21 protein-coding genes are annotated in these 26,084 nt (G+C 73.5%); 13 read left to right on the top strand and 8 right to left on the bottom strand.

The window, feature by feature from the left end:
• Positions 1-52: 52 nt before the first annotated feature.
• The 7 genes from ACGFIG_RS04635 to ACGFIG_RS04665 all read left to right on the top strand — a co-directional run bounded on the left by ACGFIG_RS04635 (position 53) and on the right by ACGFIG_RS04665 (position 8,825).
• A complete protein-coding gene (locus ACGFIG_RS04635) occupies positions 53-2,674 on the top strand; it encodes a nitrate- and nitrite sensing domain-containing protein (RefSeq protein WP_392999111.1) in 2,622 nt (873 codons plus the stop codon).
• Complete coding sequence (locus ACGFIG_RS04640) at positions 2,674-3,093, top strand: roadblock/LC7 domain-containing protein (protein WP_392999113.1); 420 nt, start codon at positions 2,674-2,676, stop codon at positions 3,091-3,093. The genes ACGFIG_RS04635 and ACGFIG_RS04640 overlap by 1 nt, the downstream gene beginning before the upstream one ends.
• Entirely contained in the window at positions 3,083-3,472 is a 390-nt protein-coding gene (locus ACGFIG_RS04645; protein WP_392999115.1) for a DUF742 domain-containing protein, read from the top strand. The genes ACGFIG_RS04640 and ACGFIG_RS04645 overlap by 11 nt, the downstream gene beginning before the upstream one ends.
• On the top strand, positions 3,453-4,055 hold the full coding sequence (locus ACGFIG_RS04650; protein WP_392999117.1) for an ATP/GTP-binding protein: 603 nt from the start codon (positions 3,453-3,455) through the stop codon (positions 4,053-4,055). The genes ACGFIG_RS04645 and ACGFIG_RS04650 overlap by 20 nt, the downstream gene beginning before the upstream one ends.
• A 151-nt stretch (positions 4,056-4,206) precedes the next feature.
• The gene (locus ACGFIG_RS04655) at positions 4,207-5,226 is read left to right on the top strand and encodes a lactonase family protein (RefSeq protein WP_392999450.1); all 1,020 of its coding nucleotides are present in this window, start codon (positions 4,207-4,209) and stop codon (positions 5,224-5,226) included.
• Positions 5,227-5,369: 143 nt separating this feature from the next.
• The gene (locus tag ACGFIG_RS04660) at positions 5,370-7,130 is read left to right on the top strand and encodes a substrate-binding domain-containing protein (RefSeq protein WP_392999119.1); all 1,761 of its coding nucleotides are present in this window, start codon (positions 5,370-5,372) and stop codon (positions 7,128-7,130) included.
• Between the two features lie 213 nt (positions 7,131-7,343).
• Positions 7,344-8,825: a sugar transferase gene (locus ACGFIG_RS04665; protein ID WP_392999121.1), complete on the top strand. Its 1,482-nt coding sequence runs from the start codon at positions 7,344-7,346 to the stop codon at positions 8,823-8,825.
• A 3-nt stretch (positions 8,826-8,828) separates the two neighbouring features.
• Here the strand turns inward: ACGFIG_RS04665 and ACGFIG_RS04670 are convergent, their stop codons facing one another.
• On the bottom strand, positions 8,829-9,959 hold the full coding sequence (locus ACGFIG_RS04670; RefSeq protein ID WP_392999123.1) for a PP2C family protein-serine/threonine phosphatase: 1,131 nt from the start codon (positions 9,957-9,959) through the stop codon (positions 8,829-8,831).
• A gap of 96 nt (positions 9,960-10,055) precedes the next feature.
• On the opposite strand from ACGFIG_RS04670, the gene ACGFIG_RS04675 reads away from it, so the two are divergent.
• A complete protein-coding gene (locus ACGFIG_RS04675) occupies positions 10,056-10,589 on the top strand; it encodes a MarR family winged helix-turn-helix transcriptional regulator (RefSeq protein ID WP_392999125.1) in 534 nt (177 codons plus the stop codon).
• 6 nt (positions 10,590-10,595) lie between these two features.
• Here ACGFIG_RS04675 and ACGFIG_RS04680 read toward each other — a convergent pair whose 3' ends face one another.
• Together ACGFIG_RS04680 and ACGFIG_RS04685 are read right to left on the bottom strand one after the other, a co-directional pair.
• The gene (locus tag ACGFIG_RS04680; RefSeq protein WP_392999127.1) at positions 10,596-12,251 is read right to left on the bottom strand and encodes a SpoIIE family protein phosphatase; all 1,656 of its coding nucleotides are present in this window, start codon (positions 12,249-12,251) and stop codon (positions 10,596-10,598) included.
• Positions 12,252-12,378: 127 nt separating this feature from the next.
• Complete coding sequence (locus ACGFIG_RS04685; protein ID WP_392999129.1) at positions 12,379-13,614, bottom strand: ROK family protein; 1,236 nt, start codon at positions 13,612-13,614, stop codon at positions 12,379-12,381.
• 74 nt (positions 13,615-13,688) lie between these two features.
• Here ACGFIG_RS04685 and xylA point away from each other — a divergent pair, with 74 nt between their 5' ends.
• From xylA to ACGFIG_RS04710, 5 genes are all read left to right on the top strand, one after another.
• On the top strand, positions 13,689-14,876 hold the full coding sequence (xylA, locus tag ACGFIG_RS04690) for a xylose isomerase (protein WP_392999131.1): 1,188 nt from the start codon (positions 13,689-13,691) through the stop codon (positions 14,874-14,876).
• Between the two features lie 12 nt (positions 14,877-14,888).
• Positions 14,889-16,340 carry a xylulokinase gene (gene xylB, locus ACGFIG_RS04695; protein ID WP_392999133.1) on the top strand — a complete coding sequence of 484 codons (1,452 nt, stop codon included), beginning with the start codon at positions 14,889-14,891 and terminating at the stop codon, positions 16,338-16,340.
• A gap of 40 nt (positions 16,341-16,380) precedes the next feature.
• Positions 16,381-17,484, top strand: a complete 1,104-nt coding sequence (locus ACGFIG_RS04700) for a DUF5925 domain-containing protein (RefSeq protein WP_392999135.1) — start codon at positions 16,381-16,383, stop codon at positions 17,482-17,484.
• 62 nt (positions 17,485-17,546) lie between these two features.
• On the top strand, positions 17,547-18,977 hold the full coding sequence (locus ACGFIG_RS04705) for an MFS transporter (RefSeq protein WP_392999137.1): 1,431 nt from the start codon (positions 17,547-17,549) through the stop codon (positions 18,975-18,977).
• A gap of 214 nt (positions 18,978-19,191) precedes the next feature.
• Positions 19,192-19,554 (top strand): peptidase inhibitor family I36 protein, encoded by a 363-nt coding sequence (locus ACGFIG_RS04710; RefSeq protein WP_392999139.1) that lies wholly within the window; start codon positions 19,192-19,194, stop codon positions 19,552-19,554.
• A gap of 152 nt (positions 19,555-19,706) precedes the next feature.
• On the opposite strand, the gene ACGFIG_RS04715 is transcribed toward ACGFIG_RS04710, so the two are convergent.
• The 5 genes from ACGFIG_RS04715 to ACGFIG_RS04735 all read right to left on the bottom strand — a co-directional run bounded on the left by ACGFIG_RS04715 (position 19,707) and on the right by ACGFIG_RS04735 (position 25,974).
• Positions 19,707-21,380, bottom strand: a complete 1,674-nt coding sequence (locus ACGFIG_RS04715; RefSeq protein ID WP_392999452.1) for an alpha-amylase family glycosyl hydrolase — start codon at positions 21,378-21,380, stop codon at positions 19,707-19,709.
• A 59-nt stretch (positions 21,381-21,439) separates the two neighbouring features.
• Positions 21,440-22,486: a LacI family DNA-binding transcriptional regulator gene (locus ACGFIG_RS04720; RefSeq protein WP_392999141.1), complete on the bottom strand. Its 1,047-nt coding sequence runs from the start codon at positions 22,484-22,486 to the stop codon at positions 21,440-21,442.
• Between the two features lie 59 nt (positions 22,487-22,545).
• Positions 22,546-23,514, bottom strand: a complete 969-nt coding sequence (locus ACGFIG_RS04725; RefSeq protein WP_392999142.1) for a carbohydrate ABC transporter permease — start codon at positions 23,512-23,514, stop codon at positions 22,546-22,548.
• 1 nt (position 23,515) lies between these two features.
• Positions 23,516-24,565 (bottom strand): carbohydrate ABC transporter permease, encoded by a 1,050-nt coding sequence (locus ACGFIG_RS04730; RefSeq protein ID WP_392999144.1) that lies wholly within the window; start codon positions 24,563-24,565, stop codon positions 23,516-23,518.
• Between the two features lie 68 nt (positions 24,566-24,633).
• A complete protein-coding gene (locus tag ACGFIG_RS04735; RefSeq protein WP_392999146.1) occupies positions 24,634-25,974 on the bottom strand; it encodes an ABC transporter substrate-binding protein in 1,341 nt (446 codons plus the stop codon).
• Positions 25,975-26,084 lie beyond the last annotated feature (110 nt).

The following is a 26,084-nucleotide window of genomic DNA, read 5'->3' on the forward strand; positions in this document are numbered from 1 at the left end:
TGCCCGGCCGGCGCCGGCGCCCCCGCAGCCACACCTTCCGGGCGAGGTCTGATTGAACACCCGCGACTGGCCGATCCGCTCGAAGCTGACCGCATTGGTCGTCGTGCCGGTGACCGCGCTGCTGGCGCTCTGGATCTTCGCCACCACGCTCACCTTCGGCCCCGCCCTGGACCTGCTCGCCGCCCGGACCCTCCTCTACGACCTCGGCCGTCCAGGTGAGACGGTGGTGGCCGAACTGCAACGGGAACGCCGGCTCTCGGTGGTCCAGCTGGCCGGCGACGGCGCCGCCGCGGGGCTCGCCGAGCAGCGGCAGCGGACCGACCGGGCGATCGCCGAGCTGCGCCGCCGGATCGGCGGGGAGGAACTGCGCGACGCCGCCGACGACATCCTCGACGCCCGGCTCGACCAGTTGGCCACGGCACTGGACGCGCTGCCCGCGGGACGGGGCTTCATCGACCGGCGGGCGGTGGACCGGGCCGGCGCGATCGGTCTCTACAGTGGCATGATCAACTCGGCCTTCCAGGCGTTCTCCGCGATGGCCAACCTGCCCGACCGGGACCTCAACCGGCAGGCGCTGGCCGTCACCGCGCTCGGCCGGTCCCGGGAACTGCTCGGGCAGACCGACGCCCTGCTCGCCGGGGCGTTCACGGCCGGCCGGTACGCCGACGGCGAGCATCTCCAACTGGTGCAGACCATCGGCAACCAGCGGTTCCTCGCCGAGACGGCGGTCGCCGACCTGCCCGACGCCGAGCGCGCCGCGTTCCAGCGGATGACCGAGGGGGAGGCCTTCGGCCGGTTGCGGGCGATGCAGGACAGGCTGGTGACCGGGTCCATCACCCGCCCGGCCGTGGACCCGGCCGCCTGGCAGGAGAGCTACCAGACGGCACAGCAGACGATGCGGGACTTCGAACTGGCGCAGGCCGACGGGCTCGCCGAGCGTTCGGTGCCGTCGGCCGTACGCATCCTGATCCGGCTGGGCGCCGCCGGGCTGCTGGGACTGGCCGCCGTCGTGGTGTCGGTCCTCGTGGCGCTGCGGGTCGGTCGCCACCTCGCGCACCGGCTCTCCGGCGTACGCACCGCGGCGCTGGAGACCGCCGAGCGCCGGCTGCCCGAGGTGGTGGCCCGGCTGCGCCGGGGCGAGCAGGTCGACGTCGCCCGGGAGGCGCCCCCGCTGGAGTACGGCAGCGACGAGATCGGCCAGGTGGCGCGGGCGTTCACGGAGGTGCAGCGCACCGCGGTCCAGTCGGCCGTCGACGAGGTCACCCTGCGCCGCGGGCTCAACGAGGTGTTCCTCAACATCGCCCGGCGCAGCCAGGGGCTGGTGCACCGGCAGCTCGCCCTGCTCGACCGCATGGAACGGCACACGGAGGACCCGGACGAACTGGCGGAGCTGTTCCGCGTGGACCACCTCGCCACCCGGCTGCGGCGGCACGCCGAGGACCTCGTCATCCTGGCCGGGGCGGCTCCCGGGCGGGGCTGGCGCAACCCGGTCGCGACGGTCGACCTCGTCCGGGGCGCGATCTCCGAGGTCGAGTCGTACGACCGGGTCGACATCACGGCCGTGGCACCGGCCGGCGTGCTGGGGCGGGCCGTCGGCGACGTGATCCACCTGCTCGCCGAGCTGATCGAGAACGCCACCGCGTTCTCGCCGCCGCAGACCCGGGTGGAGGTCTCCGGGCAGCACGTGGCGAACGGCTACGCGGTGGAGATCACCGACCGAGGGCTGGGCATGTCCGCCGCCGCGCTGGAGGAGACGAACCGGCGGCTGTCCCGCTCGCCCGACTTCGAGCCGACCGAGACCGCCCGCCTCGGGCACTTCGTGGTGGCCCGCCTCGCCGCCCGGCACGGCGTCCGGGTGCGGCTGCGCCCGTCCGACGGCGGCGGGCTGACCGCCGTCGTGCTGATCCCCGCCGACCTGGTCACCGACGAGCCGGCCCTGCCCTCGGCCGGCGGCCCGCCGGTGGCGCGCCGTCCCGTCGATACGCCCGAGGAGCGGCGGCTGGCCCGGGCGAGCCGGCTCGGTACGCTGCCCCGCCCGGCCCGTACCGCCGGACCCGCCACGGCTGCGGCCTCCGCTCGGCCGGCCCAGCCCGGCCGGCCCTCGGCGGGCCCGGTCCAGAACGGGGTGGCTTCCGGCGACGCGGCTCCCGGCGGTCCGGCCCCGGTCGAGATCGTCGGGGAGATCGACGGGCTGCCCCGCCGGGTGCGCCGGCGACCGCCGGCGGACACGCCCGGGAGGCGGCCGTCCGCCGGCGACGGCCCGGGGCGGCCGTCCGCGCTGGACGGCCCGACGCTGCGGCAACCGGTGATCGAGAGTCCCGCCCCGCGCAGCCCGGAGGAGGCGCGCCGGGCCATGTCCGCCCTACAGGCCGGCACCGCCCGTGGCCGCGCGGCGGCCGGCGGAACGGCCCAGAACCAAGACACCCCCACCACGTCGACGGCCGGCGGTGGTGCGTCGGAACGGGCAGCCTTCCGGGACCGAGGCACCCCTGCCGCGTCGACGGCGGGCGGTGGTGCGTCGGAACGGGCCGCCGCCGAGGACCGGGGCTCCGTCCCCGGGCAGGCCGCCGTCGGCGCCGACCGGCCGGGCCGGCCGCGCGAAGACCCGACTCCGATGCCGGCCGAGCGGCCGGCGACCCCCGAACCGATGACCGCGACTGAGAGGGACGCCTGATGCATCCGACGAGGCAGAGCGCCGATCTCGACTGGTTGCTCGACGAACTGGTGGAACGGGTGCCCCCCGCCCGACAGGCGGTGGTGCTCTCGGCGGACGGGCTGCTGATCGGCTCCTCCGCCGGTGTGGACCGTGCCGACGCCGAGCACCTGGCCGCGCTGGCGTCCGGCTTCTCCAGCCTCGCCCGGGGCGCGAGCCGGCAGGTGGCCGGCGGGGCGGTCCGGCAGACCGTGGTGGAGATGGAGTCCGCGTACCTCTTCGTCACCGCCGCCGGGCAGGGTGCCTGCCTGGCCGTGGTCAGCGACGCGGACGCGGACATCGGCCTGGTGGCGTACGAGATGGCGATGCTGGTCACCCGGGTCGGGGAGACCCTGAGCGCCCCGTCCCGGTCGACGGCGGGAGCCGCCGATGCGGGCTGAGTCGCCCGGGCCGCAGCACGAGTGGCTGGACGACGACGCCGGTCCGGTCGTGCGGCCCTACACCCTGACCGGCGGCCGGGTCCGCTCCGCCGCGGACGGCTTCGACCTGGTCGCGTACGTGCTGGCCGAGGGGGCAGCCGATCCGGCCGTGCACCCCGACCTGCACCCCGAGCACCGGCGCCTGGTGGAGCTGGCCGCCCGGCCGGTCCCCGTCGCGGAGCTCGCGGCCGACCTCGACCTCGCGGTGGGCGTGGTCCGCGTACTCCTCGGCGACCTGCTGGCGCGCGGGCTGGTCGCGGTGCACCAGCCGACCTCCGCCGCGTACCTGCCCGATGACGACATCCTCAAGGCGGTGGTCAATGGACTCCGTGCGCTATGACCGAAACGGATCCGGCTCCCGGATCCCGCTCGCGCTCAAGATCCTGATCGCCGGGGGCTTCGGCGCCGGCAAGACGACGCTGGTGAGCGCGCTCAGCGAGGTCCGGCCGTTACAGACCGAGGAGGTGCTGACCGGCGCCGGCATCGGCACCGACGACCTCTCCGGCGTCGAGGCGAAGTCCACCACGACGGTGGCCATGGACTTCGGCCGGATCACGATCAACGACGACCTCCAGGTCTACCTCTTCGGCACCCCGGGCCAGGACCGGTTCTGGTTCCTCTGGGACGAGCTGGCGTTCGGGGCGCTCGGCGCGGTGGTGCTCGCCGACACCCGCCGGCTGGCCGACTGCTTCCCGTCGATCGACTACTTCGAGCAGCGGGGCGTGCCGTTCGTGGTGGGGGTGAACTGCTTCGACGGTGCCCGCAAGTTCAGCCTGGAGTCCGTACGCCAGGCGCTGGACCTCGACCCCGACGTGCCGCTGGTGCTCTGCGACGCGCGGGAGCGGCAGTCCGGCAAGGAGGTGCTGATCGCGCTGGTGGAGCACGTGGCCCGGCAGCGCGGCGAGCCGGTGCCGGCGGCCTGACCCGGCGGCGGCGGTCGCGGCGGGGCGTCCTGCGGCGCGCCGGCGCGATTCGGCGGGATTTTCGGGGCTAAGCGGGCAGCCGAGCGGGAAATGCTGTGGGGATCGGCGGAACAATCGGCGGAGGGCGGATCCGGTGACAGGTCGGGACGAGATGGTCCACATCGGCGGTTACACGGCGCACAGCGGGGGCCGGGGCACCGGCATCATCGCGGCGCGGCGGGACCCCGCCTCCGGCGCGCTGACCCCCCTCGGCACCGCCGCGGTCACCCCCTCGCCCTCATTCCTCGCCCGGCACCCGCGGCTGCCCGTGCTGTACGCCGTGAACGAGCTGCCCGACGGGCAGGTCAGCGCCTTCACCGTCGGCGCCGACGGTGACCTGACCCCGCTCGGCACCCGGCCCACCGGGGGCGCGGAGCCCTGTCACCTGGCGGTCGTCCCGGACGGCGGCCACCTCGTCGTGGCCAACTACGGCGGCGGCAGCGTGACCGTGTTCCCGCTCGACGCCGACGGGGTGCCCGCCGAGCGCAGCGACCTGGTGACGCACGAGGGGCACGGGCCGGACCCGGAGCGCCAGGAGCGCGCGCACGCCCACATGGTGAATCCCGACCCCGGGCGTGGCCCGCTGCTCGCCGTCGACCTGGGCACCGACTCGATCTACCGCTACGACCTGGACCCCGCCTCCGGCCGGCTGGTGCCCCGGGGGCCCCGCGTGCGTACGGCCGCCGGCACCGGGCCCCGGCACCTGGCGCGGCATCCCGACGGGCGGCGCTGCTGGGTGGCGGGGGAGCTGGACGGATCGGTCACCGCGTACGAGCTGACGGGCGACGGTGCGCTGCACCAGCGGGGCCGGGTCGAGGCCAGCGACCGGACGGGGCACGTCCAGCCGTCGGAGATCGTGGTCGGTCCGGACGGGCGTCACCTCTACGTCGCCAACCGGGGGGTGGGCACCGTCGCGGTCTTCGCTCTCGCGGGTGAGCTGCCGGAACTGGTCGCCGAGGTGGACACGGGCGGGGAGTGGCCGCGGCACTTCGCCCTGGCCGGGGAGCACCTCTACGTCGCCGACGAGCGGGCCGACATGGTGCGGGTCTTCCGGGTGGACGCGGCCACCGGCGTACCGGCTCCGGTGGGGGAGCCCGTGGCAGTCCCGAGCCCCACCTGCGTGCTGCCCTGACCAGGCGCGTCGGCCCCGGCGTCAACTCAAAGAGGCAGCTGCTTCACGCTGTGTAGCAATTTGACGCTCAACTGTTTCTCCTGAGTAACTTTCGTCCGAACGGCCCGTGGCAGTCGTCCCGAAGGGTCCGCAAGATGGTCAGCGTGTCAGCAGGCCGCCATCGCATGCGTACGAATCACCACGCAGCCACCGCAGCCGCCGCCGTGGGTGTACTCGTCGTCACGGCCGGCGGCTGGTTCGGCTACCAGCAGCTGGCGCAACCCGACTGCTCGGGGCGGATCGAGCTCTCCGTCGCGGTCGCGGCCGAACTCGCCCCGGCGGTCGACGACGCCGCCGCGCAGTGGGTGAAGGACGGCGCCGCGGTGGGCGGCACCTGCATCGCGGTGAACGTCACGGCGTCCGATCCGGTCGACGTGGCCGCGACGGTCGCCGCCAAGCACGGGGTCACCCTGGCCGGCGTGGGCCAGGCCAGCGGCACGTCGGTCAGCCCGGACGTCTGGGTGCCCGACTCCAGCACCTGGTTGCTGCGGCTCAAGACCGGTGGCGCCACCGCCTTCGACCCGGGTAACGGAGCGTCCATCGCGCGCAGCCCGGTCGTCGTGGCGATGCCGGAGCCGATCGCCACGCGCCTGGGCTGGCCGCAGAAGCAGTTCAGCTGGACCCAGCTCCTGCAGCAGGTGCAGAGCGACAAGCCGTTGCGCACCGGGATCGTCGAGCCGACCCGCGACGCCGCCGGCCTGTCCGGCCTGCTCTCCCTGACGGCCGCTGCCAGCGCCTCCGGCGGCCCCGACGCCGAACAGGAGAAGGTCGCCGCGCTGCGGGCGCTCGCCACCGACCGCTCGGCGCTGCGGCCGGACCTGCTCGCCCGGTTCCCCACGGCCTCGGATCCCACGACGATCGCGAGCAGCCTGGGCGCGGCGGCGCTCTCCGAAGAAGACGTCATCCAGTACAACAGCAAGAAGCCGCCGGTGCCGCTGGCCGCGCTCTACCTGGAGCCGGCGCCCGCGCCGTTGGACTACCCGTACGCGGTGCTGCCCGGCATCGAACCGGCCAAGGCGTCGGCGGCGCGGGTGCTCTACGAGGTGTTGACCACCGACGACTTCCGCGACCGGCTGGCGGGCCAGTCGCTGCGTGCGCCCGACGGCAACTGGGGCGCGGGCTTCGACGCACCGCAGGGCGCGCCCAGCCCGGCCGGCGGCGCACCGGCCCCGCCGGCCAACGGCGGTGGCTCGGCCACGGGCGGGCTGGACCCGCAGTCCATGGACCGGGCCGTCTCCAGTTGGTCGATCGCCACCCAGTCGGGGCGGATGCTCGCCGTCATCGACGTCTCCGGCTCGATGAAGGAGAAGGTGGCCAACGCCGGCAACGCGACCCGGCAGCAGGTCACCGTCGAGGCGGCCCGGCGGGGGCTGAACCTCTTCGACGACTCCTGGTCGATCGGGCTCTGGACGTTCTCCACGCAGTTGGTGGGCAACCGTGACCACCGGGAACTGGTCGCCATCGGGCCGTTGTCCCGTCAGCGCGGCAAGCTGGAGCAGTCGCTGGCCTCGATCCGCTCCTCGACCGGCAACACCGGCCTCTACGACACGGTGCTGGCGGCGTACCAGCAGGTGCAGGACAACTGGGAGCCCGGCCGGGTCAACTCGATCGTGCTGTTCACCGACGGCAAGAACGAGGACGCCGACGGCATCACGCAACAGAAGCTGCTGGGCGAGCTCAACAAGATCAAGGACCCGGAGCGGCCGGTGCAGGTCGTGATCATCGGTATCGGCAGCGACGTGAGCAAGGCCGAGTTGAAGTCGATCACCGACGTCACCGGCGGCGGGGCCTTCGTCACCGAGGACCCGACCAAGATCGGCGACATCTTCCTGAAGGCGATCGCGCTGCGCAAGGCCCCCGCCTGAGCCGCGACACAGCGCGGGGCGGGACCCGCGGACGGGACCGGTTGCCGTGGACCCTTTCCCCGAAAGGGGTTCCTCGGGGAAAGTAGTGACGGCAATGCGTCCGAAGCGATCGTCGAGCGCGGTTGCCGGGGCAGGATGTCCTGGTGCCCCTGCGCCGGGCCCGCGCATCGGGCTCGGCCCTCGGGCCGTCGGCGACCGAAGTGGGGAGGGCCGGTGACCTCAGCGACGCTGTTGACTCCCGCCAGCACGTCGTCGAAACCGGACGAACCACGACCAGGGCCGGCCCGCACCCGTGAGCGGGCCTACGTCCGCTCGCTGGTGGTGCTGGACACCACCGTCCTGACCGTCGCCGTGCTCGTCGGTTACGTCGCCCGGTTCGGCGACGAGACCCCCGGCGGCTCGAAGATCCCCTACGTCCTGGTCGCCCCCGGGCTGGTCCTCGCCTGGCTGGTCTCGCTGCGGGTGCTGCGCTGCTACGACGACCGCGTCCTCGGTTACGGCGCCGACGAGTACCGGCGGGTCAGCACCGCCAGCCTGCGTCTCGCCGGTGGCGTCGCGATCGCCGGCTACATCGCGGACGTCGGTGTCTCCCGGGGATTCCTCGGCATCTCCTTCGCCGTCGGCACGCTCGGCCTGGAGGTGGCGCGGTTCGCCGCCCGCAAGCGCCTGCACCGGGCGCGGTCCGAGGGCGCCGGCTGGTCGCGCAAGGTGCTGGTGGTCGGCGACACGGCCCACGTGCTGGAGTTGGTGCACACGCTGCGGCGCGAGCCGTACGCGGGCTACCAGGTCGTCGGCGCCTGCATCCCCGACGCGTTGCTGGCCCCGGTCGCGCAGCGGCTGGGCGACGTGCCCGTGGTCGGCTCGTTCCGCGGCATCCCCGAGGCGGCCACGGCCATCGGTGCGGACACCGTCGCGGTGACCGCCTCCGGCGAGTTGACCGCCACCCGGCTGCGCCGGCTGGGCTGGCAGCTGGAGGGCACCGGTATCGACCTGGTGGTGGCCCCCGCGTTGACCGACGTCGCCGGCCCGCGCATCCACACCCGCCCGGTCGCCGGCCTGCCGCTGATCCACGTCGAGGCGCCGGAGTTCCGTGGGGCCCGCAAGCTGGTCAAGGGCTTCGTCGACCGGGCCGTCTCCTCGGTGGCGCTGACGCTGCTGCTGCCGCTGCTGGCCGTCATCGCGCTGGCCATCAAGATCGACAGCCGGGGGCCGGTGCTGTTCCGGCAGACCCGGGTCGGGCAGGGCGGGCGGGAGTTCGGCGTCTACAAGTTCCGCACCATGGTGGTCAACGCGGACGCCCTGCTGGCCGCGCTGGCCGCCCGCAACGAGACCGACGGCCTGATGTTCAAGATGCGCGACGACCCGCGGGTGACCCGGGTCGGGCGGCTGCTGCGCAAGTGGTCGCTGGACGAGCTGCCGCAGCTGGTCAACGTCCTGCTCGGGCACATGAGCCTGGTCGGCCCGCGCCCGCCGTTGCCCTCCGAGGTGGCCCGCTACGACGGTGACGTGGCCCGCCGGCTGCTGGTCAAGCCCGGCATGACCGGCCTCTGGCAGGTCAGCGGTAGATCCGACCTGAGCTGGGAGGACGGCATCCGGCTCGACCTCTACTACGTGGAGAACTGGTCGCTCGCGGCCGACCTGACGATCCTCTGGAAGACCTTCGGTGCGGTGGTCAACAGCCGCGGGGCGTACTGAGCCTCAGTCCTGCGGGCCGGTCCAGTCCAGGCACACCACCACCGCGTCGTCGATCAGGTCGGCGGCCACGAACGCGCGCAGGTCGCCGATCAGCGCGCGGACGGCCTCCAGCGGCTCCATCGGCCCGGTCCGGCGCAGGAAACGCTCCAGCGCGGTCTCGCCGTACGGCACGTTATGCCCGGTGGCGTCGATGACGCCGTCGCTGACCACGAAGAGCCGATCGTCGCGGCACAGCTCGAAGCGCTGCTCCCGGTAGTCGGTGGCCTCGAACATGCCGAGGGGGAACTGCGCCTCCAGCGGCAGCTCCTGGACGTTCCCGCCGCGCAGCAGCATCAGGCGGGGCGACCCGGCGTCGACCACGGTGAGCACCCCCGAGCGCAGGTCCAGCTCCATCAGCAGCGTCGCGAGGTGCTGACCGCCCCGGTGCAGGTCGTAGACCGCCTGGTCGGCGAGGGCGGCCTGGTCGGCGAGGCCGAGGCCGGAGCGGCGGGCGTTGCGCAGCGCGTGGGTGGCGAGCGAGGTGAGCATCGCGGCGGCCACCCCCTCGCCCGTGCCGTTGATGGTCGACAGCCAGACCCGGCTGCCGTCGTCGGACCAGTCGAAGCTGTCGCCCCGCACCGCGTACGCCGGCTCGAGCTGCCCGGCGAGGCTGAACGACGGGCGGGTGCGGCTGCGGCCCGGGAGCATCTCCCACTGCATCTCGGCGGCGAGGGTGAGCCGCCTGCTGCGGTGCGCGCAGCGGTAGACGTCGGTGCCGCCGGTGACCGCGGCGATCTCGTGGGCGAGCGCGGTGGCGATCTGCGTCAGCTGGTCGAGCGCGGCCTGCCCGGTCGGCGCGGGCTCCACCACCAGGACGCCCCGGCGATCCCCGCGCATGGACACCGGCAGGTAGCCGGTGCCGGCCGCGACGATCGGGGTCTGGTGGTCGAAGCACCGCCAGGCGGGGTGCCCCGGCCCGGTGACGGGCTCGTCGCCGACGAGCGGCAGCAGCGCCGCCAACCGGTAGTCGACCAGGAGCAGCTCCACCCGGGTCGTGCCGTAGCCGGCGGCCAGGACGTCGGCGATCCGGTCCAGCAGGAGGTCGGCGGGCGCCTCGTTGAGGACACGCCGTGCCCGGTTGACCGGTTCGCTCATCATCGCTCCTTCTGCATGAGCCCAGACCAGCGGATTCGGAGTAGTCTCGGGCGCACCATGGCGGAAGTACACGGTCCGTACGGACCCGAGACGAGTATGGCGGTCGAGTTCGACGCGGTGGCCGATGCCCTGCTGACGGTCTGGGAGGCCGCGCGGGAGCGGACGACCAGTCGGGTCTCCGGCGCGCAGTTGCGTGCCATCATGCTGGTCGAGCAGCACGACGGCATCAACCTCCGCCGCCTGGCCACCGGGCTGGACATGCTGCTCTCCTCCGCCAGCCGGCTCTGCGACCGCCTGGTGGCCGCCGGCATGCTGGAGCGCGAGCCCGGCCGGTTCGACCGGCGGGAGATCTCGCTGCACCTCACCCCGGAGGCCCGCCGGCTCCTCACCGAGCTGCGGGACGACCGGCGCCAGCAGCTCGCGGCGATCCTCGCCGACATGACCCCCGAGGGGCGGCAGGCCCTGCTGCGGGGCATGCGGGAGTTCGACGAGGCGGCACGTCACCGCAACGCCTCCGTGCAGTCGGTCGAGGCGGACGATCCGTGGCCGGGCCGGCCGCAGGACCCTCCGGTCGGCCTGCCGACGCAGGACCGGCCGGGAAACGGGCCGCAGGTGGCCCGGACGGCCTGACCCCGGTCAGGCGGGGGCCGCCGCGACGACCAGCATCGCGATGTCGTCCTGGATCTGCCCGCCGAGCCACCTGTCGACGAGATCGAGGAGCCGGTCCACCAGCGCGGCCGGGGTCGACCCGGCGGCCGAGGCCAGCGCCGCGTGCAGCCGTTCCTCGCCGAACATCTCCTGGCCGTCGGGGCCGCCCCGCGCCTCGACGACCCCGTCGGTGTACGCGAACAGCAGTTCGCCGGGGGCGAGGCGGAGTTCCACCTCGGCGAACCGGGCGGCGGCGAGCGCGCCCACCGGCATCCCTCCGACCGCGACCGGGGTGACCCCGCCGTCGGCGTGGATCCGCAGCGGGGACGGGTGGCCGCCCCCGGCGATCCGGACGGTGACCCCGCCGTCGGGCGCGGCGTGGAGGGTGCCGAGCAGCAGGGTGGTGAACTGGCTGCGGCGGGCCGCGTCCGGTGCGTCGAAGAGCGCGTGGTTGAGCAGCCCCATCAACTCCAGCGGCCGCTGCTCGACCAGGCGCAGGGTCCGCAGGGACTGGCGGACCCGCCCGGTGAGGACGGCCGCGCCGACGCCCTTGCCGGCCACGTCGCCGAGGGCGAAGATCGCGCCACCCGGGACGCGGAACACGTCGTAGAAGTCGCCGCCGATGCGCAGCCCGTCGCCGGCCGCCCGGTAGCCGCCCGCGAGGACGGTGCCCGGCACGGCCGGCAGGTCGGGCGGGAGCAGGCTGTTCTGCAGCACCCGGGCGAGGTGGACCTGCCCGCCGTAGAGTTCGGCGGCGCCGAGGGCGGCGCCCGCGCGGGCGGCGAACTCCCGGGCCAGTTCGATGTCGTGGCGGGCGAAGTCGGCCCGTCCGACGCGGCGGACCAGCACGAGGGCGCCGGTGGCGCGCCCCGCCCCCGGCATGGGACAGGCCAGCACGGTGCCGGGTGGGCCGAACCCGGGCGGGAGCACGGCGGCCAGGTCGGCCGCCTCCCCGTCCGGCCACGGGGACGGGCCCGCCGGGTGGCCGGCCAGCGCCTCGGCCAGCTCCGGCAGCGAGCCGGTCAGCGACCAGGGCGCGAGCCCGGTCACCGGGGCGGGGTCGCTTCCGTCGTAGCGGATCCAGTGCGGCTGGCCCTCCGTCGGCGCAGGCGGCAGGTGGACCACCATGGCCAGGTCGGCGAGGTAGGGCACGGGCATCATCGTGGCGGTCCGCAGCGTCTGCTCGCGCTGGAGGGAGCGCCCGAGACGGCTGCCGGCCTCGGCGAGGAACGCCGTCCGGGAGCGCTCGACCTGTAGCGCCTCGACGCGCGCGTGCTCCTCGGTGACGTCCCGCACGTACCAGGCGTGCCGCCCGTCGGTGAGGTCGCGCCGTACGCCGTGCAGCCGGCGGCCACCGTGCTCGGCGGCGAAGCTGTCCGCTCCCGACGCCACCGCCCGGGCCACGGCCGGCACCGCACAGGCGTGCAGGTCCGTGCCGGGCGCGGCCTCGGGGAGGAGCGCCCTGGCCGTCGCGTTGACCAGCGTGACCGACCCGGCCCGATCCACCATCACCACCGCCTCGGTGAGCCCGTCGAGCACCTCCCGGGCGAGCCCGGAGTCGACCGGTCGCGCGGCGTCGGGGGAGCGGCCGGAACGCCCGCCGTCGGTGGGGCCCTTGACACCGTCCCGGGAGGCGGTGGTCACCGCCGCTCGCCGGGCGCCCCGGTCTGTCGACCTGTGCGCATGGTGGTCGTGCACTCCTCGGATCTGGTCGTTGCCTGAGGGCAAGCGTACCGAGGCGGAGCCGCGCCGCCATCGGAGGAACGGGGACTCAGGCCGGGCGGGCCAGCCAGCCGGTCGGCTGGTCCAGGATCCGGCGGACCACCGAACCGGCCCCGCCGACGGCCGCGGCGGCGGCGCCGAGGGTCGCCGGGCGGACGGTGACCGGTGACCAGGCCGCGGTGAGCACCCGCCGGGAGACCTCGGCGAGCACCGGCGGGCACAGCCACGGCGCCAGCGGGGCGTATCCGCCGCCGAGTACCACGGTGTCCAGGTCCAGCAGGTTGACCACGCCGGCGACGGCGACGCCCAGGGCGGTCCCGGCCTCGGCCAGGGCCCGGAGCGCGGCCGGGTCACCGGCTCCGGCCAGCTCGGCCAGCCGGGTCGTCGCGGTGTCCGCCGGGAGGTCCGCGCCGCCGAGCCCGGCCGCCGCGAGGACCGCCTCCTGCCCGGCGTACGTCTCCAGGCAGCCCCGGCCACCGCACCGGCAGGGCGGGCCGTCGGGCCGGATCGTGATGTGACCGATCTCGCCGCTCCAGCCGCGCGTGCCCCGGAACAGCGACCCGTCGAGCACGATCCCGGCGCCGATGCCGACCTCCCCGGAGATGTGCAGGAAGCTGGCCCGGTCACCGGGCCCGGCGTGCAGCTCGCCCAGCGCGGCGAGGTTGGCCTCGTTGTCGACCACCAGCGGCGGTACGCCGTCGACGTGCGCGGTCAGCGGCGCGGCCCGGCCGAGCAGCGCGGGTACGGGCACGTCGCGCCAGCCGAGGTTGGGCGCGAGCCGGACCAGGCCCGCCTCGCCGACCAGGCCGGGGACCGCGAGGGCCGCGCCGGCCAGCGTGAGCCGCTCGCGGGTGGCCTCGGCGCGGGCGTCGGCGGCCAGGTCGGCCAGCCGGGCGAGCGCCTCGGCGGGGGAGAGGGGCCGCAGGTCGGCGCGGTGCACCCGGTGGTGGCGGACCCGGCCGGCGAGGTCCACCACGCAGGCCGCCAGGTAGTCGACGTTGACCTCCAGGCCGAGCCCCGCCGGGCCGTCGGTGGCGAGCACCAGGCCCCGCGAGGGCCGCCCCGCGCCGGTGCGGGGGGTCGGCTCCGCCTCGGCCACCAGACGGCCGGCGAGCAGGTCCTCCACGACGGCCGAGACGGTGGCCCGGGTGAGGCCGGTGCCGGCGGCCAGTTCGGCCCGCGAGGGCGGGCGGTCGGCGGCGGCGATCCGGCCGAGCACCACGGCGAGGTTCCACTCGCGCAGGCTGCCCTGCCGTACCGCCGTCGGGGCGTCGGGTCGGGTCACCCCTTGACACTGTCACAGGTCGACCAAATAATTCAACCACTGAACAAATAGCGGACGACACCCGGAGGTCTGCCATGGCACCCCGTCCCACCCCCGCCGACAAGTTCTCCTTCGGCCTCTGGACGGTGGGCTGGCCGGGCCGCGACCCGTTCGGCGACGCCACCCGCGCCGACCTGGACCCGGTCGAGACGGTGCACCGGCTCGCGGAGCTGGGCGCGTACGGGATCACGTTGCACGACGACGACCTCGTGCCCTTCGGCGCGGACGCCGCCACCCGCGACCAGCACGTGGCCCGCTTCCGCAAGGCGCTCGACGAGACGGGCCTGGTGGTCCCGATGGTGACCACCAACCTCTTCACCCACCCCGTCTTCAAGGACGGCGGCTTCACCAGCAACGACCGCGACGTCCGGCGGTACGCGCTGCGCAAGGTGCTGCGCAACGTCGACCTCGCCGCCGAACTCGGCGCGCGCACCTTCGTGATGTGGGGCGGCCGGGAGGGCGCCGAGTACGACCTCGCCAAGGACGTCCGGGCCGCGCTGGACCGCTACCGGGAGGCCGTCGACCTGCTCTGCCAGTACGTCGTCGACTCCGGCTACGACCTGCGCTTCGCCCTCGAACCGAAGCCGAACGAGCCGCGCGGCGACATCCTCCTGCCCACCGTCGGGCACGCCCTGGCCTTCATCTCCACCCTGGCCCGTCCCGAGCTGGTCGGGCTCAACCCGGAGGTGGGCCACGAGCAGATGGCCGGCCTGAACTTCGCCCACGGCATCGCCCAGGCGCTCTGGCAGGGCAAGCTGTTCCACATCGACCTCAACGGGCAGCGCGGCGTCAAGTACGACCAGGACCTCGTCTTCGGCCACGGCGACCTGCTGAACGCGTTCGCCCTGGTCGATCTGCTGGAGCACGGCGGCCCCGGCGGCGGGCCCGCCTACGACGGGCCCCGGCACTTCGACTACAAGCCCTCGCGCACCGAGGACATGAGCGGCGTCTGGGCGTCGGCGGCGGCGAACATGCGCACCTACCTCCTGCTGAAGGAGCGCGCGGCAGCGTTCCGGGCGGACCCGGAGGTCGCCGAGGCGCTGGCCGCGAGCCGGGTCGCCGACCTCGGCACCCCGACGCTCGCGCCGGGGGAGGGCTACGCGGAGCTGGTCGCGGACCGGTCCGCGTTCGAGGAGTTCGACGTCGCCGGGGCCGCCGCGAAGGGCTTCGGCTTCGTCCGGCTCAACCAGCTCGCCGTCGAGCACCTGCTCGGCGCCCGCTGAGGGCCGCCGGCGATGCCGATCGTCGCGGGGGTCGACTCCTCGACCCAGTCCTGCAAGGTCGTCGTCCGGGACGCCGAGACCGGCGCCCTGCTCCGGCAGGGGCGGGCGCCGCACCCGGACGGCACCGAGGTCGACCCGGCGGCGTGGTGGTCCGCGCTGGGCGCGGCGGTCGACGCCGCCGGCGGGCTGACCGACGTGGTGGCGGTCTCCGTCGCCGGGCAGCAGCACGGCATGGTGTGCCTCGACGACAAGGGCGGGGTGGTCCGGCCGGCGCTGCTGTGGAACGACACCCGTTCCGCCGGGGCCGCCGCCGAGCTGGTCGCGGAGGCCGGCGGCGGGGAGGCCGGGCGCCGGTTCTGGGCGGACGCGGTGGGCAGCGTGCCGGTGGCCAGCTTCACCGCCACGAAGTTGCGCTGGCTGGCCCGCCACGAGCCGGAGCGCGCGGCGCGGGTCGCGGCGGTCTGCCTGCCGCACGACTGGCTGACCTGGCGGCTGGCCGGCGCGCCGGGCCTGGCGGCGCTGCGTACCGACCGGGGCGACGCCAGCGGCACCGGCTACTGGTCCCCGGCCACCGGCGACTACCGGCTCGACCTGCTGGAGCAGGCGTTCGGGCGGCGGCCGCACGTGCCCACCGTGCTCGGCCCGGCGGAGCCGGCCGGGGTCATACGCGCCGACGCCCTCCCGGGCCTGCCGGCCGGCGGGGCGGCGCTCGGCCCGGGCACCGGCGACAACGCCGCCGCCGCGCTCGGCGTCGGCGCGGGCCCGGGCGACGTGGTCGTCTCGATCGGCACCTCCGGCACCGTGTTCAGCGTCGCCGACGCCCCCGCCGCCGACCCGAGCGGCGCCGTCGCCGGGTTCGCCGACGCCACCGGCCGCTTCCTGCCCCTGGTCTGCACGCTCAACGCGGCCCGGGTGCTCGACGCCGCCGCGTCGATGCTGCGGGTCGACCTGGACGAGTTGGCCGGCCTGGCGCTCTCCGCTCCCGCCGGCGCGGACGGGCTGGTCATGGTGCCCTACCTGGAGGGCGAGCGGACGCCCGACCGGCCGCTGGCGTCCGGGGCCGTGCACGGGCTGACCCTGCGCACCTCGACGGCGGCCCACCTGGCGCGCGCCGCCGTCGAGGGGCTGCTCTGCGCCCTCGCCGACGGCCTCGACGCGCTCACCGCCCAGGGCGCGACGGTGCGTCGGGTGATCCTGGTGGGCGGGGGCGCCCGCTCGGCGGCGGTGCGCCGGATCGCGCCGCAGGTCCTCGGCGTACCGGTGGTCGTCCCGCCCCCCGGCGAGTACGTCGCCGACGGCGCCGCCCGCCAGGCCGCCTGGGTCGCCCTGGGCGGCGCGGCGCCCCCCGCCTGGTCCGTGGCCGGCACGGAGGAGTACGCGGACACCCCCGTCCCCGCCATCCGGGAGCGGTACGCCGCCGCCCGCGCGCACTTCCTCGACCGGCTCGACCCGGCCGTCGGGTAAACGACTGTACGGGCTGGACCGGGCTCGCGATCATCGACGGATGCGAACCACCCCCGAAATGGACGAGGCGCCCGGAACCGGCATTCCCTCGATGCTCCAGTACGACGACGCGGACACCCCCTGCGACGTCATCGACGCGTTGGTCCTCGCGGACTTCGTCACCGGCCGGCACCCGTGGTCGCACACCGTCCGGCTCTCCCGGGTGCGTCCCGACGCGCCACTGACCGTCCCCGACGGGCGGCTGCTGCGTACGGCGGTGGAGAACCGGCAGCGCTCCCGGCTGCTGGCCGGTGACGGCTGGACGGCCCGGGTGGTCACCTGGAAGGGGCGCGGCGCCGAGGTGACGGTCACGGCGGTCTCCGAGGAGGTGGGTCAGTCGGCCCTCGACCGGATCGTCGACGGCGCCGCCGAGCAGGAGGACCCGGGTGCCGGCCGGATCGGCTTCTGGCACCAGAACCCCCGCCGGGGCAGCCAGCGCGACGTGCGCGCCATCGCCGCGCCGGAGTGGGCGGAGATCCGGCCGAACTACGCCGCCGCCGCCCGCGACGCGCTCGACGAGCTGATGGCGACCACCCCGGAGCGCCTCGCCGGCCGGCTGGTGCTGCTGCACGGGGCACCCGGAACGGGGAAGACCACGGCACTGCGCGCGCTGGCCCGGCAGTGGCGTGACTGGTGCCAGGTCGACGCCGTGCTCGACCCGGACGTGCTCTTCGCCGACACGGCGTACCTGTCCGAGGTGGCGGTCGGCGACGAGGACGGCGAGCCGGGGACGGGCCGACGGTGGCGGCTGCTCATCCTGGAGGACTGCGACGAGCTGATCCGGGGCGAGGCGAAGCAGGCCGCCGGCCAGGCCCTGTCCCGGCTGCTCAACCTCACCGACGGGCTGCTCGGGCAGGGGCGCGACGTACTCGTCGCGATCACCACGAACGAGGACCTGTCCCGGCTGCACCCGGCGGTGGTCCGCCCGGGGCGCTGCCTGGCGCGCATCGAGGTGGGCGCGCTGTCGTACGAGGAGGCGACCGGATGGCTGGGCACGGCGGCGGGGGTGCCACCACAGGGCGCCACCCTCGCCGAGCTGTACGCGCTGCGGGCGGGCACGCCGGCCGCGCCCGCCGCCGCGCCCGTGATCGGCGGCTATCTCTGAGCGGCCCGGCGCGCCCGCGCGTCGTCACCCGCCCGTGACCTGACCCTGGTTGGCTGCCGCACATGACCTTGACCAGGGGTGGGCCGGCGCGGGCCCGGGGCGGGACGCGGGCGCACCGGCTCTACAGCGTCGTGGTCTTCGTGCTGCTCGCCTCGCTGGACAACGTCGCGATCGGTCTGGTGCCCCCGCTGTACGGGCCCATCTCCGACGCCTTCGAGGTGCCGCAGCGGCTGCTCGGTCTGGTCACCGCCGTGAGCTTCCTGGCCAGCGCGGTGGCCGCCGTCGGCTGGGCGTACGTCGGCGACCGCACGAACCGCAAGCCGCTGCTGATGGTCGGCACCCTGATCTGGGCGCTCGGCACGGGCGGCAGCGCGCTGGCGGCGAACTATCCCACCTTCCTGGCGGCGCAGATCGTGGCGGCGGTCGGGCTGGGCGCGGTCGGCTCCGTCGGGTTCTCGGTCGTCACCGACCTGATCTCGCCCCGCCGCCGGGGGCTGGTGATGAGCTTCTGGGGGCTGTCCCAGGGCGTCGGCACGCTGGCCGGCACGCTGGTGGGCGGGCTGCTCGGGGCCACCGACTGGCGGCGGCCGTTCCTGCTGCTGACCGTGGTCGGCCTGGCGGCGACCGGCGCCTACCTGTTCACCTACGACATCCGGCGCGGGCAGAGCGAGCCGGAGCTGGCCGGCGCGCTGGCCGAGGGCGCGGAGTACGACTACCGGATCAGCCGGGAAGATCTGCCAAGGATCCTGGGCCGCCGTACGAACCGCTGGCTGATCCTCCAGGGCCTCACCGCCCAGGCGGCCTTCGGGTCACTGGTCTGGCTGCCGGTGCTCTTCGCCGAGCGGGCCGAGGACCAGGGCTACTCCGCCGCCACCGCCGTTGTCGTGGGCAGCGTCTTCGCCACCCTGTTCCAGCTCGGCGGGGTGCTCTCCATCATCGGCGGGCTGGTCGGCGACGCGCTGCAACGCCGTACGCCCCGGGGCCGGGCGCTGGTCGCGGCGGTGGGCATCCTCGCGGCGCTGCCGTTCTACCTGGTCCTCTTCTTCGTGCCGGTACGCATCGACGTGCCCGACGGCGCCGGGGCGGGGGCGGTCGTCCGGGCGGTGCTGGCCAGCGTGTTCACCGAGCCGACGGTCGGGCTGAGCCTGCTCACGGCGGTGGTGGCGCTGGCGCTCACCTCGGCCAACTCGCCGAACTGGTTCGCCCTGATCGCCGACGTCAACCCGCCCGAGCACCGGGGCACCGTCTACAGCCTGGGCAACCTGGTCAACGGCGTCGGCCGCGCGGCCGGCAACGGGCTGGTCGGGGTGGCCTTCCACGGCCTGCGGGCGGCCTTCCCGCCGCCGCTGAACTACGCCGTCGGGCTGGCCGCCTTCCAACTCTTCTTCATCCCGACGGGCGTCATGTACTGGCTCGCCTCGCGGACCTCGCCGGGCGACATCACCGCCGTCCGCGACCTGCTGGCCGTCCGCGCCGAACGCCTGACGGAGTGAACCGCTGGCGGTCCGTCCGGGTCGGTTCGCAGGTCCGCCGCGTTCTTCGCGCCTCGCCTCAGATGCCGTGTCGTCCGACGGTCCGACATTGGGCCTGGTCATACGAAGGGCACTCGAACTGACTGGGCCTCATTGTCGAATGTCAATCTTGCGCCCGGGTCGGGCGGGTACTACTGTTGCTGGGCATACGGCTCAGTCGAACGGGGAGAAATTGATGACTGTCGGAAAGCGTGTCTCCGCCATAGCCGCAACCGCAATGGTCGGTCTTTCGATCGGAATTCTGCAGCCGACTGCGGCCAGCGCCGCCAGCTGCACCTCTAACGTCTGCACCTACAGCGGGGCGAACTTCACTGGCACCGAGGCCACCTCCGGGGGGAACGCGGGGGTGTGCTACCTGGGTGGCCCGATCCGATCCATAGTCAACAACTCATCCCGCAGTATCGTCGTCTACGAATTGAACAACTGCCGAATCGATGGCTTCAAGACGCGAACTGTCGACCCTTACACGTCGGTTTCGAGCATGAGTTTCACGGGATACAGCTACAAGTCGCTCGTTCTTCCCGCTCCCCCGGCCTGATCCCCTCTTCCGAGCTCGACGCGTCGACGATACGCGGCAAAGCGCCGTGCAGGGGACGGTACGGCGGCGCGCCCGGCGAGTGAGCGCGGGCGCGCCGCCGCACCGTCCTTTTATGGCACCGGATCCGGGGCACACCAGACCCTCGGTGCACCTCAGCCGCGGATCCAGACCGTGACGTCGGTGGGCACCGTACCGTCCTCGGTCAGCGGCGCGCTGGTCAGCGCCAGCTCGCCGCCGGCGGGCAGCGGCACGGCGGCGGCGCCGAAGTTGGTCAGCACGGTCAGCCCACCGTTGCGGAACGAGAGCACCTCGTCGCCGGAGGCGAGCCACTTCAGCGTGCCCTCACCGAGCCGGTGCTCGCGGCGCAGCCGCAACGCCGTCCGGTACAGCTCGTACGTCGAGCCGGGCGCGTCCCGCTGCCGGTCCAGGGCGTACTCCGCCCAGCTCGACGGCTGCGGCAGCCAGCTCGCGTCGGTCGGCCCGAAGCCGTACGAGGGGGCGTCGGCCTCCCACGGGATCGGCACCCGGCAGCCGTCCCGGCCCCGTTCGGTGTGCCCGCTGCGCCGCCAGGTCGGGTCCTGCCGGGCCTCGTCGGGCATCGTGGTGTGCTCGGGCAGGCCCAGCTCCTCGCCCTGGAAGAGGTAGGCCGAGCCGGGCAGGGCGAGCATCAGCAGGGTGGCCGCCCGGGCCCGGCGCAGGCCGAGTGCGGCGTCGGGCTGCGGGTCGCCGATGCCGATGCCGTTGGGCCGCCGGCCGCCGATCGGCAGACCCAGCCGGGAGGCGTGCCGGACCACGTCGTGGTTGGAGAGCACCCAGGTGGTCGGGGCGCCCACGGTGTCGGTGGCCTCCAGCGAGCGGGTGATCACCGCGTACTGGGCCGGCGCGGTCCACGCGGCGAGCAGGTACTCGAAGTTGAACGCCTGGTGCATCTCGTCGGGGCGGACGTAGCGGGCCAGGCGCTCGGCCGGCTCGACCCACGCCTCGGCGACCAGGATCCGTTCGTCCGGGTAGCCGTCCAGCAGCCGCCGCCAGTCCCGGTAGATCTCGTGCACGCCGTCCTGGTCCCACATCGGCGGGCGCGGCTTGTCGACCTCCTGGCCGGAGAGGATCTCCTGCGGCTCCCGCCAGTCGGCCAGATCGGCCTGCTTGATCAGGCCGTGCGCCACGTCGACGCGGAAGCCGTCGACGCCGCGGTCCAGCCAGAACCGCAGCACGTCCAGGAACTCCTCCCGGACCTCGGGGTTGTCCCAGTTCAGGTCGGGCTGGCCGGAGTCGAACAGGTGCAGGTACCACTGGCCGGGGCGGCCGTCGGCCTCGGTGACGCGGGTCCAGGCCGGCCCGCCGAAGACGCTCGTCCAGTCGTTCGGCGCCTGCGCGCCGTCGGGGCCCGACCCGTCCCGGAAGATGTAGCGCGAGCGCTCCGGGCTACCGGGGTCGGCGGCGAGCGCCGCGGTGAACCACCGGTGTGCCGCCGACGTGTGGTTGGGCACGAGGTCGACGATGACCCGCAGCCCGCGCGAGTGCGCCTCGGCGATCAACCGGTCGGCGTCGGCGAGGGTGCCGAAGAGCGGGTCCACGTCCCGGTAGTCGGCCACGTCGTACCCGGCGTCGGCCTGCGGCGACGGATAGAACGGCGACAGCCAGAGCGCGTCCACGCCCAGTTCCACGAGGTGGTCCAGGCGGGCGGTGATGCCGGGCAGGTCGCCGATGCCGTCGCCGTCGGAGTCGGCGAAGGAGCGCGGATAGACCTGGTAGATGGTGGCCCTGGTCCACCAACCGGTGGCCGGGGCGACGGGCGTGTCCTGGTGCGTCGGGTTGCTGTTCAGGGCCTTCTCCCGTGTGTCGAGCCGGACGGTCGGATACGGCCGGGCGTCGCCGTTTCCCGTTAGTGTGCCCGGGGTGCCGCGGTCGATTCACGCACGATCAGCCGAGTGGGCAGGATCACCGGCGACCCCGGCGGGTCGAGCTGGGGGCCGCTCCGCTGCCTGCGGACGCCGGGCTCCAGCGGGTCGAGCAGGATCCGCGCGGCGAGCCGACCCTGCTCCGCCGCGGGCTGGGCGATCGTGCTCAGCCCGAGCACGCTGGCCAGGTCGTGGTCGTCGACGCCGATCACGCTGACGTCCTGCGGCACCCGCAGGCCGGCGTCGCGCAGCGCCGTCATCGCCCCCATCGCCATCTCGTCGCAGGCCGCGAAGATCGCCGTCGGCGGGTCGCCGCGCCGCAGCAGCTCCTCGGTGGCCCGCGTACCGCCGCTGATGGTGAACTGCGACTCCACGTCGAGGTGGGGGTCCGGGGTGATCCCGGCGTCGCACAGCGCCTCCTGGTAGCCGCGCCGCCGGTCGAGGTGGGTGGTGTAGGCCAACTCGTCGTCCGGGTCGCCGGAGATGTGGGCGATCCGCCGGTGGCCCAGGTCGAGCAGGTGCCGGGTGGCGGTCCGCGCGACGCCCACGTCGTCGATGCGTACGCAGGGCCAGCCGGGCACCACCGTGCCGGAGCTGATGGTCACCCCGGGCAGCTTCAGCTTCGTCAGGGCGGTCAGGTCGGCGGGGCGCAGTGGCGTGGCGGCCAGCATGATCGCGTCGACGCGCTTGTGCAGGTTGGCGGTGCGTAGCACCCGCTGACGGATCTGCTCCCGCCCGCCGAGGTTGTAGAGCAGCAGGTCGTAGCCCGCCTGCTGGAGGACGTCCTCGACCGCCTCGACGACGGTGCCGAAGAACCACCGGGTGATGCGGGGGACGACGACGGCCACGGTGCCGGTGCGCCCGCCGGCCAGCCGCGAGGCGCTCGGCGAGACGGCGTACTCCAGCTGCTCGGCCGCCGCGAGCACCCGGCGGCGGGTCGCGGCCGAGACCGTCGGCAGCCCCCGCAACGCCCGGGACACGGTGGCGGTGGAGACCCCGGCCAGGCGTGCGACATCATCGATTCTCGTCACGTACCCCCCGCTCCGCCCCGCTCCGCCGCCGCCGGGGACCCGGCGGCGGCGGAGAGACCTCAGCCCTTGACGCTGCCGGCGAGCAGGCCGCGCACGAAGTAGCGCTGGAGGGACAGGAAGACGATCAGCGGTACGACGATCGAGATGAACGCGCCAGCCGTGAGCCGCTGCCACTCGTTGCCCCGGGTGCCGGCCAGTTCGGCCAGCCGGACGGTGAGCGGGGCGGTCTCGTTGCCGCCACCGGCGAAGATCAGCGCGACCAGCAGGTCGTTCCAGACCCAGAGGAACTGGAAGATGCCGAACGCGGCCAGCGCCGGGGTGATCAGCGGCAGCACGATGGAGCGGAAGATCTTCGGGTGGGTGGCCCCGTCGACGCGGGCGGCCTCCATCAGGTCACCCGGGAGCTGCGAGATGAAGTTGTGCAGCAGGAAGACGGCGAACGGCAGCGCGAAGCAGGTGTGGGCGAACCACACCTGTGCGAACTTCTGTTCGTCGACCAGGTCCCAGGCCGGCATGAGGGTGACCCCGGCGACGGTGACGCCGGTGGAGAAGAACTTCAGCAGCGGCACCAGGGCCATCTGGAGCGGCACGATCTGCAACGCGAAGATCGCGATGTACATCCAGTCCCGCCCCCGGAAGTTGATCCAGGCGAGCGCGTACGCGGCCAGGGCCGCGAAGGCGAGCGGGAAGAGCACCGACGGGATGGTGATCGCCAGCGAGTTGATGAAGTAGCTGGCGAGCTGCGGCGACGACGAGGAGCTCCCGAAGAGCACCTCCTGGTAGTTCTCCAGCGTGAACGACGGGTTGGTGAAGAAGGTCCACCACCCGCTGGTCTTGATCTCGTCCTCCGGCCGGACGGAGGAGATGAGCAGGCCGAAGGTGGGGATGGTCCAGAGCACCGCGATGACGATCGACACGAGGGTCGCGGTACGGCTGTTCAGCCGCTTGCGGACGCGCCCGGCGGCGCTGGTGCCACGGCCGGCGGTCTTCTGGGTGCCGGCGGCGACGGTGGGCGTTGCGGTGGTCATCTCAGCCCTCCCGCTGCTGACGGAGGTTGCGGATCTGGTAGATCACGATCGGGATCACCAGGACGAACAGGAAGACCGCCAGCGCCGAGCCCTGCCCGTTCTCGCCGTACCGGAACGCCTGGTTGTACATCTCGTTGGCGATGACGCTGGTGTCGTAGTTGCCGTTGGTCGACGTGCGGACGATGTCGAAGACCTTGAGGGTGGCGATCGACAGCGTCACCACGACCACGATCAGCGCCGGCCGGATGCTCGGCATGGTGATCTGCCAGAACATCTGCCACGGGGTGACCCCGTCGAGCCGCGCCGCCTCCACGATGTCGGCGGGGATCGCCTTGATCGCGGCGGAGAGCACCACCATCGCGAAACCGGCCTGGATCCAGACCATGATCACGATCAGCAGCAGCGTGTTCAGCGGTGACTCCAGCAGCCACTGCTTCGGCTCGCCGCCGAGGCTGACCACGATCTGGTTGAGCAGGCCGATCTGCTCCTGGTCCTCACTCCGGTAGGCGTAGACGAACTTCCAGATGATGCTGGCGCCGACGAAGGAGATCGCCATCGGCAGGAAGATCAGTGACTTGGCCACCGCCTCGAACCGGGCCTTGTCCACCATCACGGCGTAGAGCAGGCCGAACGAGGTGGCCACCAGCGGGACGAGGAGCACCCAGACCAGAGTGTTGATCAACACACGGACGATGGAGTCCTCGGAGAACATCCAGCCGTAGTTGCGCAGCCCGACCCAGTCGTTGCTGTTCGCGTCCATGAACGACAGCATCGTGGTGCGGATGGCCGGGACCACCAGCCCGATGGTGAGCAGCAGCAGCGTCGGCAACAGGAAGAAGAGCGCGAACATGCCCTCGCGCGGCTTACGCCGGCGGGGGAGCGGGGCGCCGCTGGCGGAGGCGGCAACGATCTGCTCCTCCCGGCGGCGGGCGAACCAGGCCGGCACCACGTCGAGGAGCAGGAGCAGACCGCCCACCACCGCGACGAAAGCGATCAGCCCGTACATCAGCATGAGGAACTTCGGCTGTTCCTCAGCGAAGTCGAACTCCATCGACCCTCCCAGGTCTCTGATCAGCCGGTGGGCCGGCCCGCGTGCGCGGACCGGCCCACCGGTTCAGATCACTTCCAGCTGCCCTCGATGCCGTCGAGCACCGTCTTGGTGTCCTTGCCGTTGATCCAGTCGACCATGCCCTTCCAGAACGTGCCCGCGCCGACGGCCGCCGGCATCAGGTCCGAGCCGTCGAAGCGGAAGACGGTGGACTTGTCCTGGAGGATCTGGACGGAGAGCTTGTCGATCGGGTTGGCGACGTTGGCCAGGTCGAGCTTGTTGTTGGCCGACACCCAGTCACCGATCTTGGCGCGGCTGTTGGCGTACTCGCCCGAGGCGAGGTACGTCTGCACAGCCTGGACCTCGGGGCGGTCGTTGAAGGCCGCGACGAACTCGCCGCCACCCAGCACCGGCTTGCCCTTGCTGGCGTCGATCGCCGGGAAGTAGAACGCGAAGACGTCGCCGTCCTCGGCCACCTTGGTGCCCTTCGGCCACTGGTTGGCGTAGAAGGACGCCTGGCGGTGCAGCGCGCACTTGCCCGTGGTGATCGGCAGGCCGGCCTCGCCGAAGGCGGTGGTGGCGATGCTCTTCACGCCGCCGTATCCGCCGTTCATGTACTTCTCGTTCTTCAGGATGGTGCCGGCCTTGTCGACGGCCTCGGCGACCTTCGGGTCGTTGAACGGGATGCCGTGGCTCGTCCACTGGTCGTAGACCTCGGGGGTCTGCGTCCGCAGCAGCACGTCCTCGATCCAGTCCGTGGCCGGCCAGCCGGTGGCGTCACCGGACTCGATGCCGGCGCACCACGGCTTGGCGCCGGTGCCCGCGATCTGGTCGCTGAGCTTGATCAGCTCGTCCCAGCTGGTCGGGACCGTCCAGCCCTTCTCCTTGAAGGTCTTCGGCGAGTACCACACGAAGGACTTCACGTTGGAGCCGAGCGGAGCGCCGTAGAGCTGGCCGTTGACGGTGCTGTACTTCAGCCAGTCGGCCGGGTAGTTCTCCTCGGCCATCTTCTTGGTGTCGGCGCCGACCGGCTTGAGCTTGCCCGAGTCGACGAAGCGCTTGACCAGACCCGGCTGCGGGATGAACGCGAGGTCGGGGGCGTTGCCGCCGTCGACCCGGACACCGAGCTGCGCCTCGAACTCGGCGCTGCCCTCGTGGTCGATCTTGATGCCGGTGCAGTCCTCGAACTGCTTCCAGGACTCCGCGAGGCGGTCGGCCTCGACGTCCCGGATCGACGAGTAGATCGTGACCTTCTTGCCGTCGTTGTCGCCGTACTTCTCGTATGCGGCGCACTCCGCGGAGCCCGCGGAGCCACTCTTCTTGTCGTCACCGGTGCCGCAGGCCGTGGCGCTCAGCGCCAGCCCCAGTACGCCGGCGATCGCGAAAGCCTGGCGTGATCTGGCAAACGCCATGCCGTTCTCCTTCCTTGCCGGCGCGTCAGGGATCGAACCCGCGCCGGTCCGATGGGCGTCACCACATGTAAGCGCTTGCATGTGGGCTGGTCCACCCCTATCCGGACACG

Origin of the sequence: Micromonospora sp. NPDC049048 (assembly GCF_043197615.1) — a bacterium.
Taxonomy (GTDB): Bacteria; Actinomycetota; Actinomycetes; order Mycobacteriales; family Micromonosporaceae; genus Micromonospora.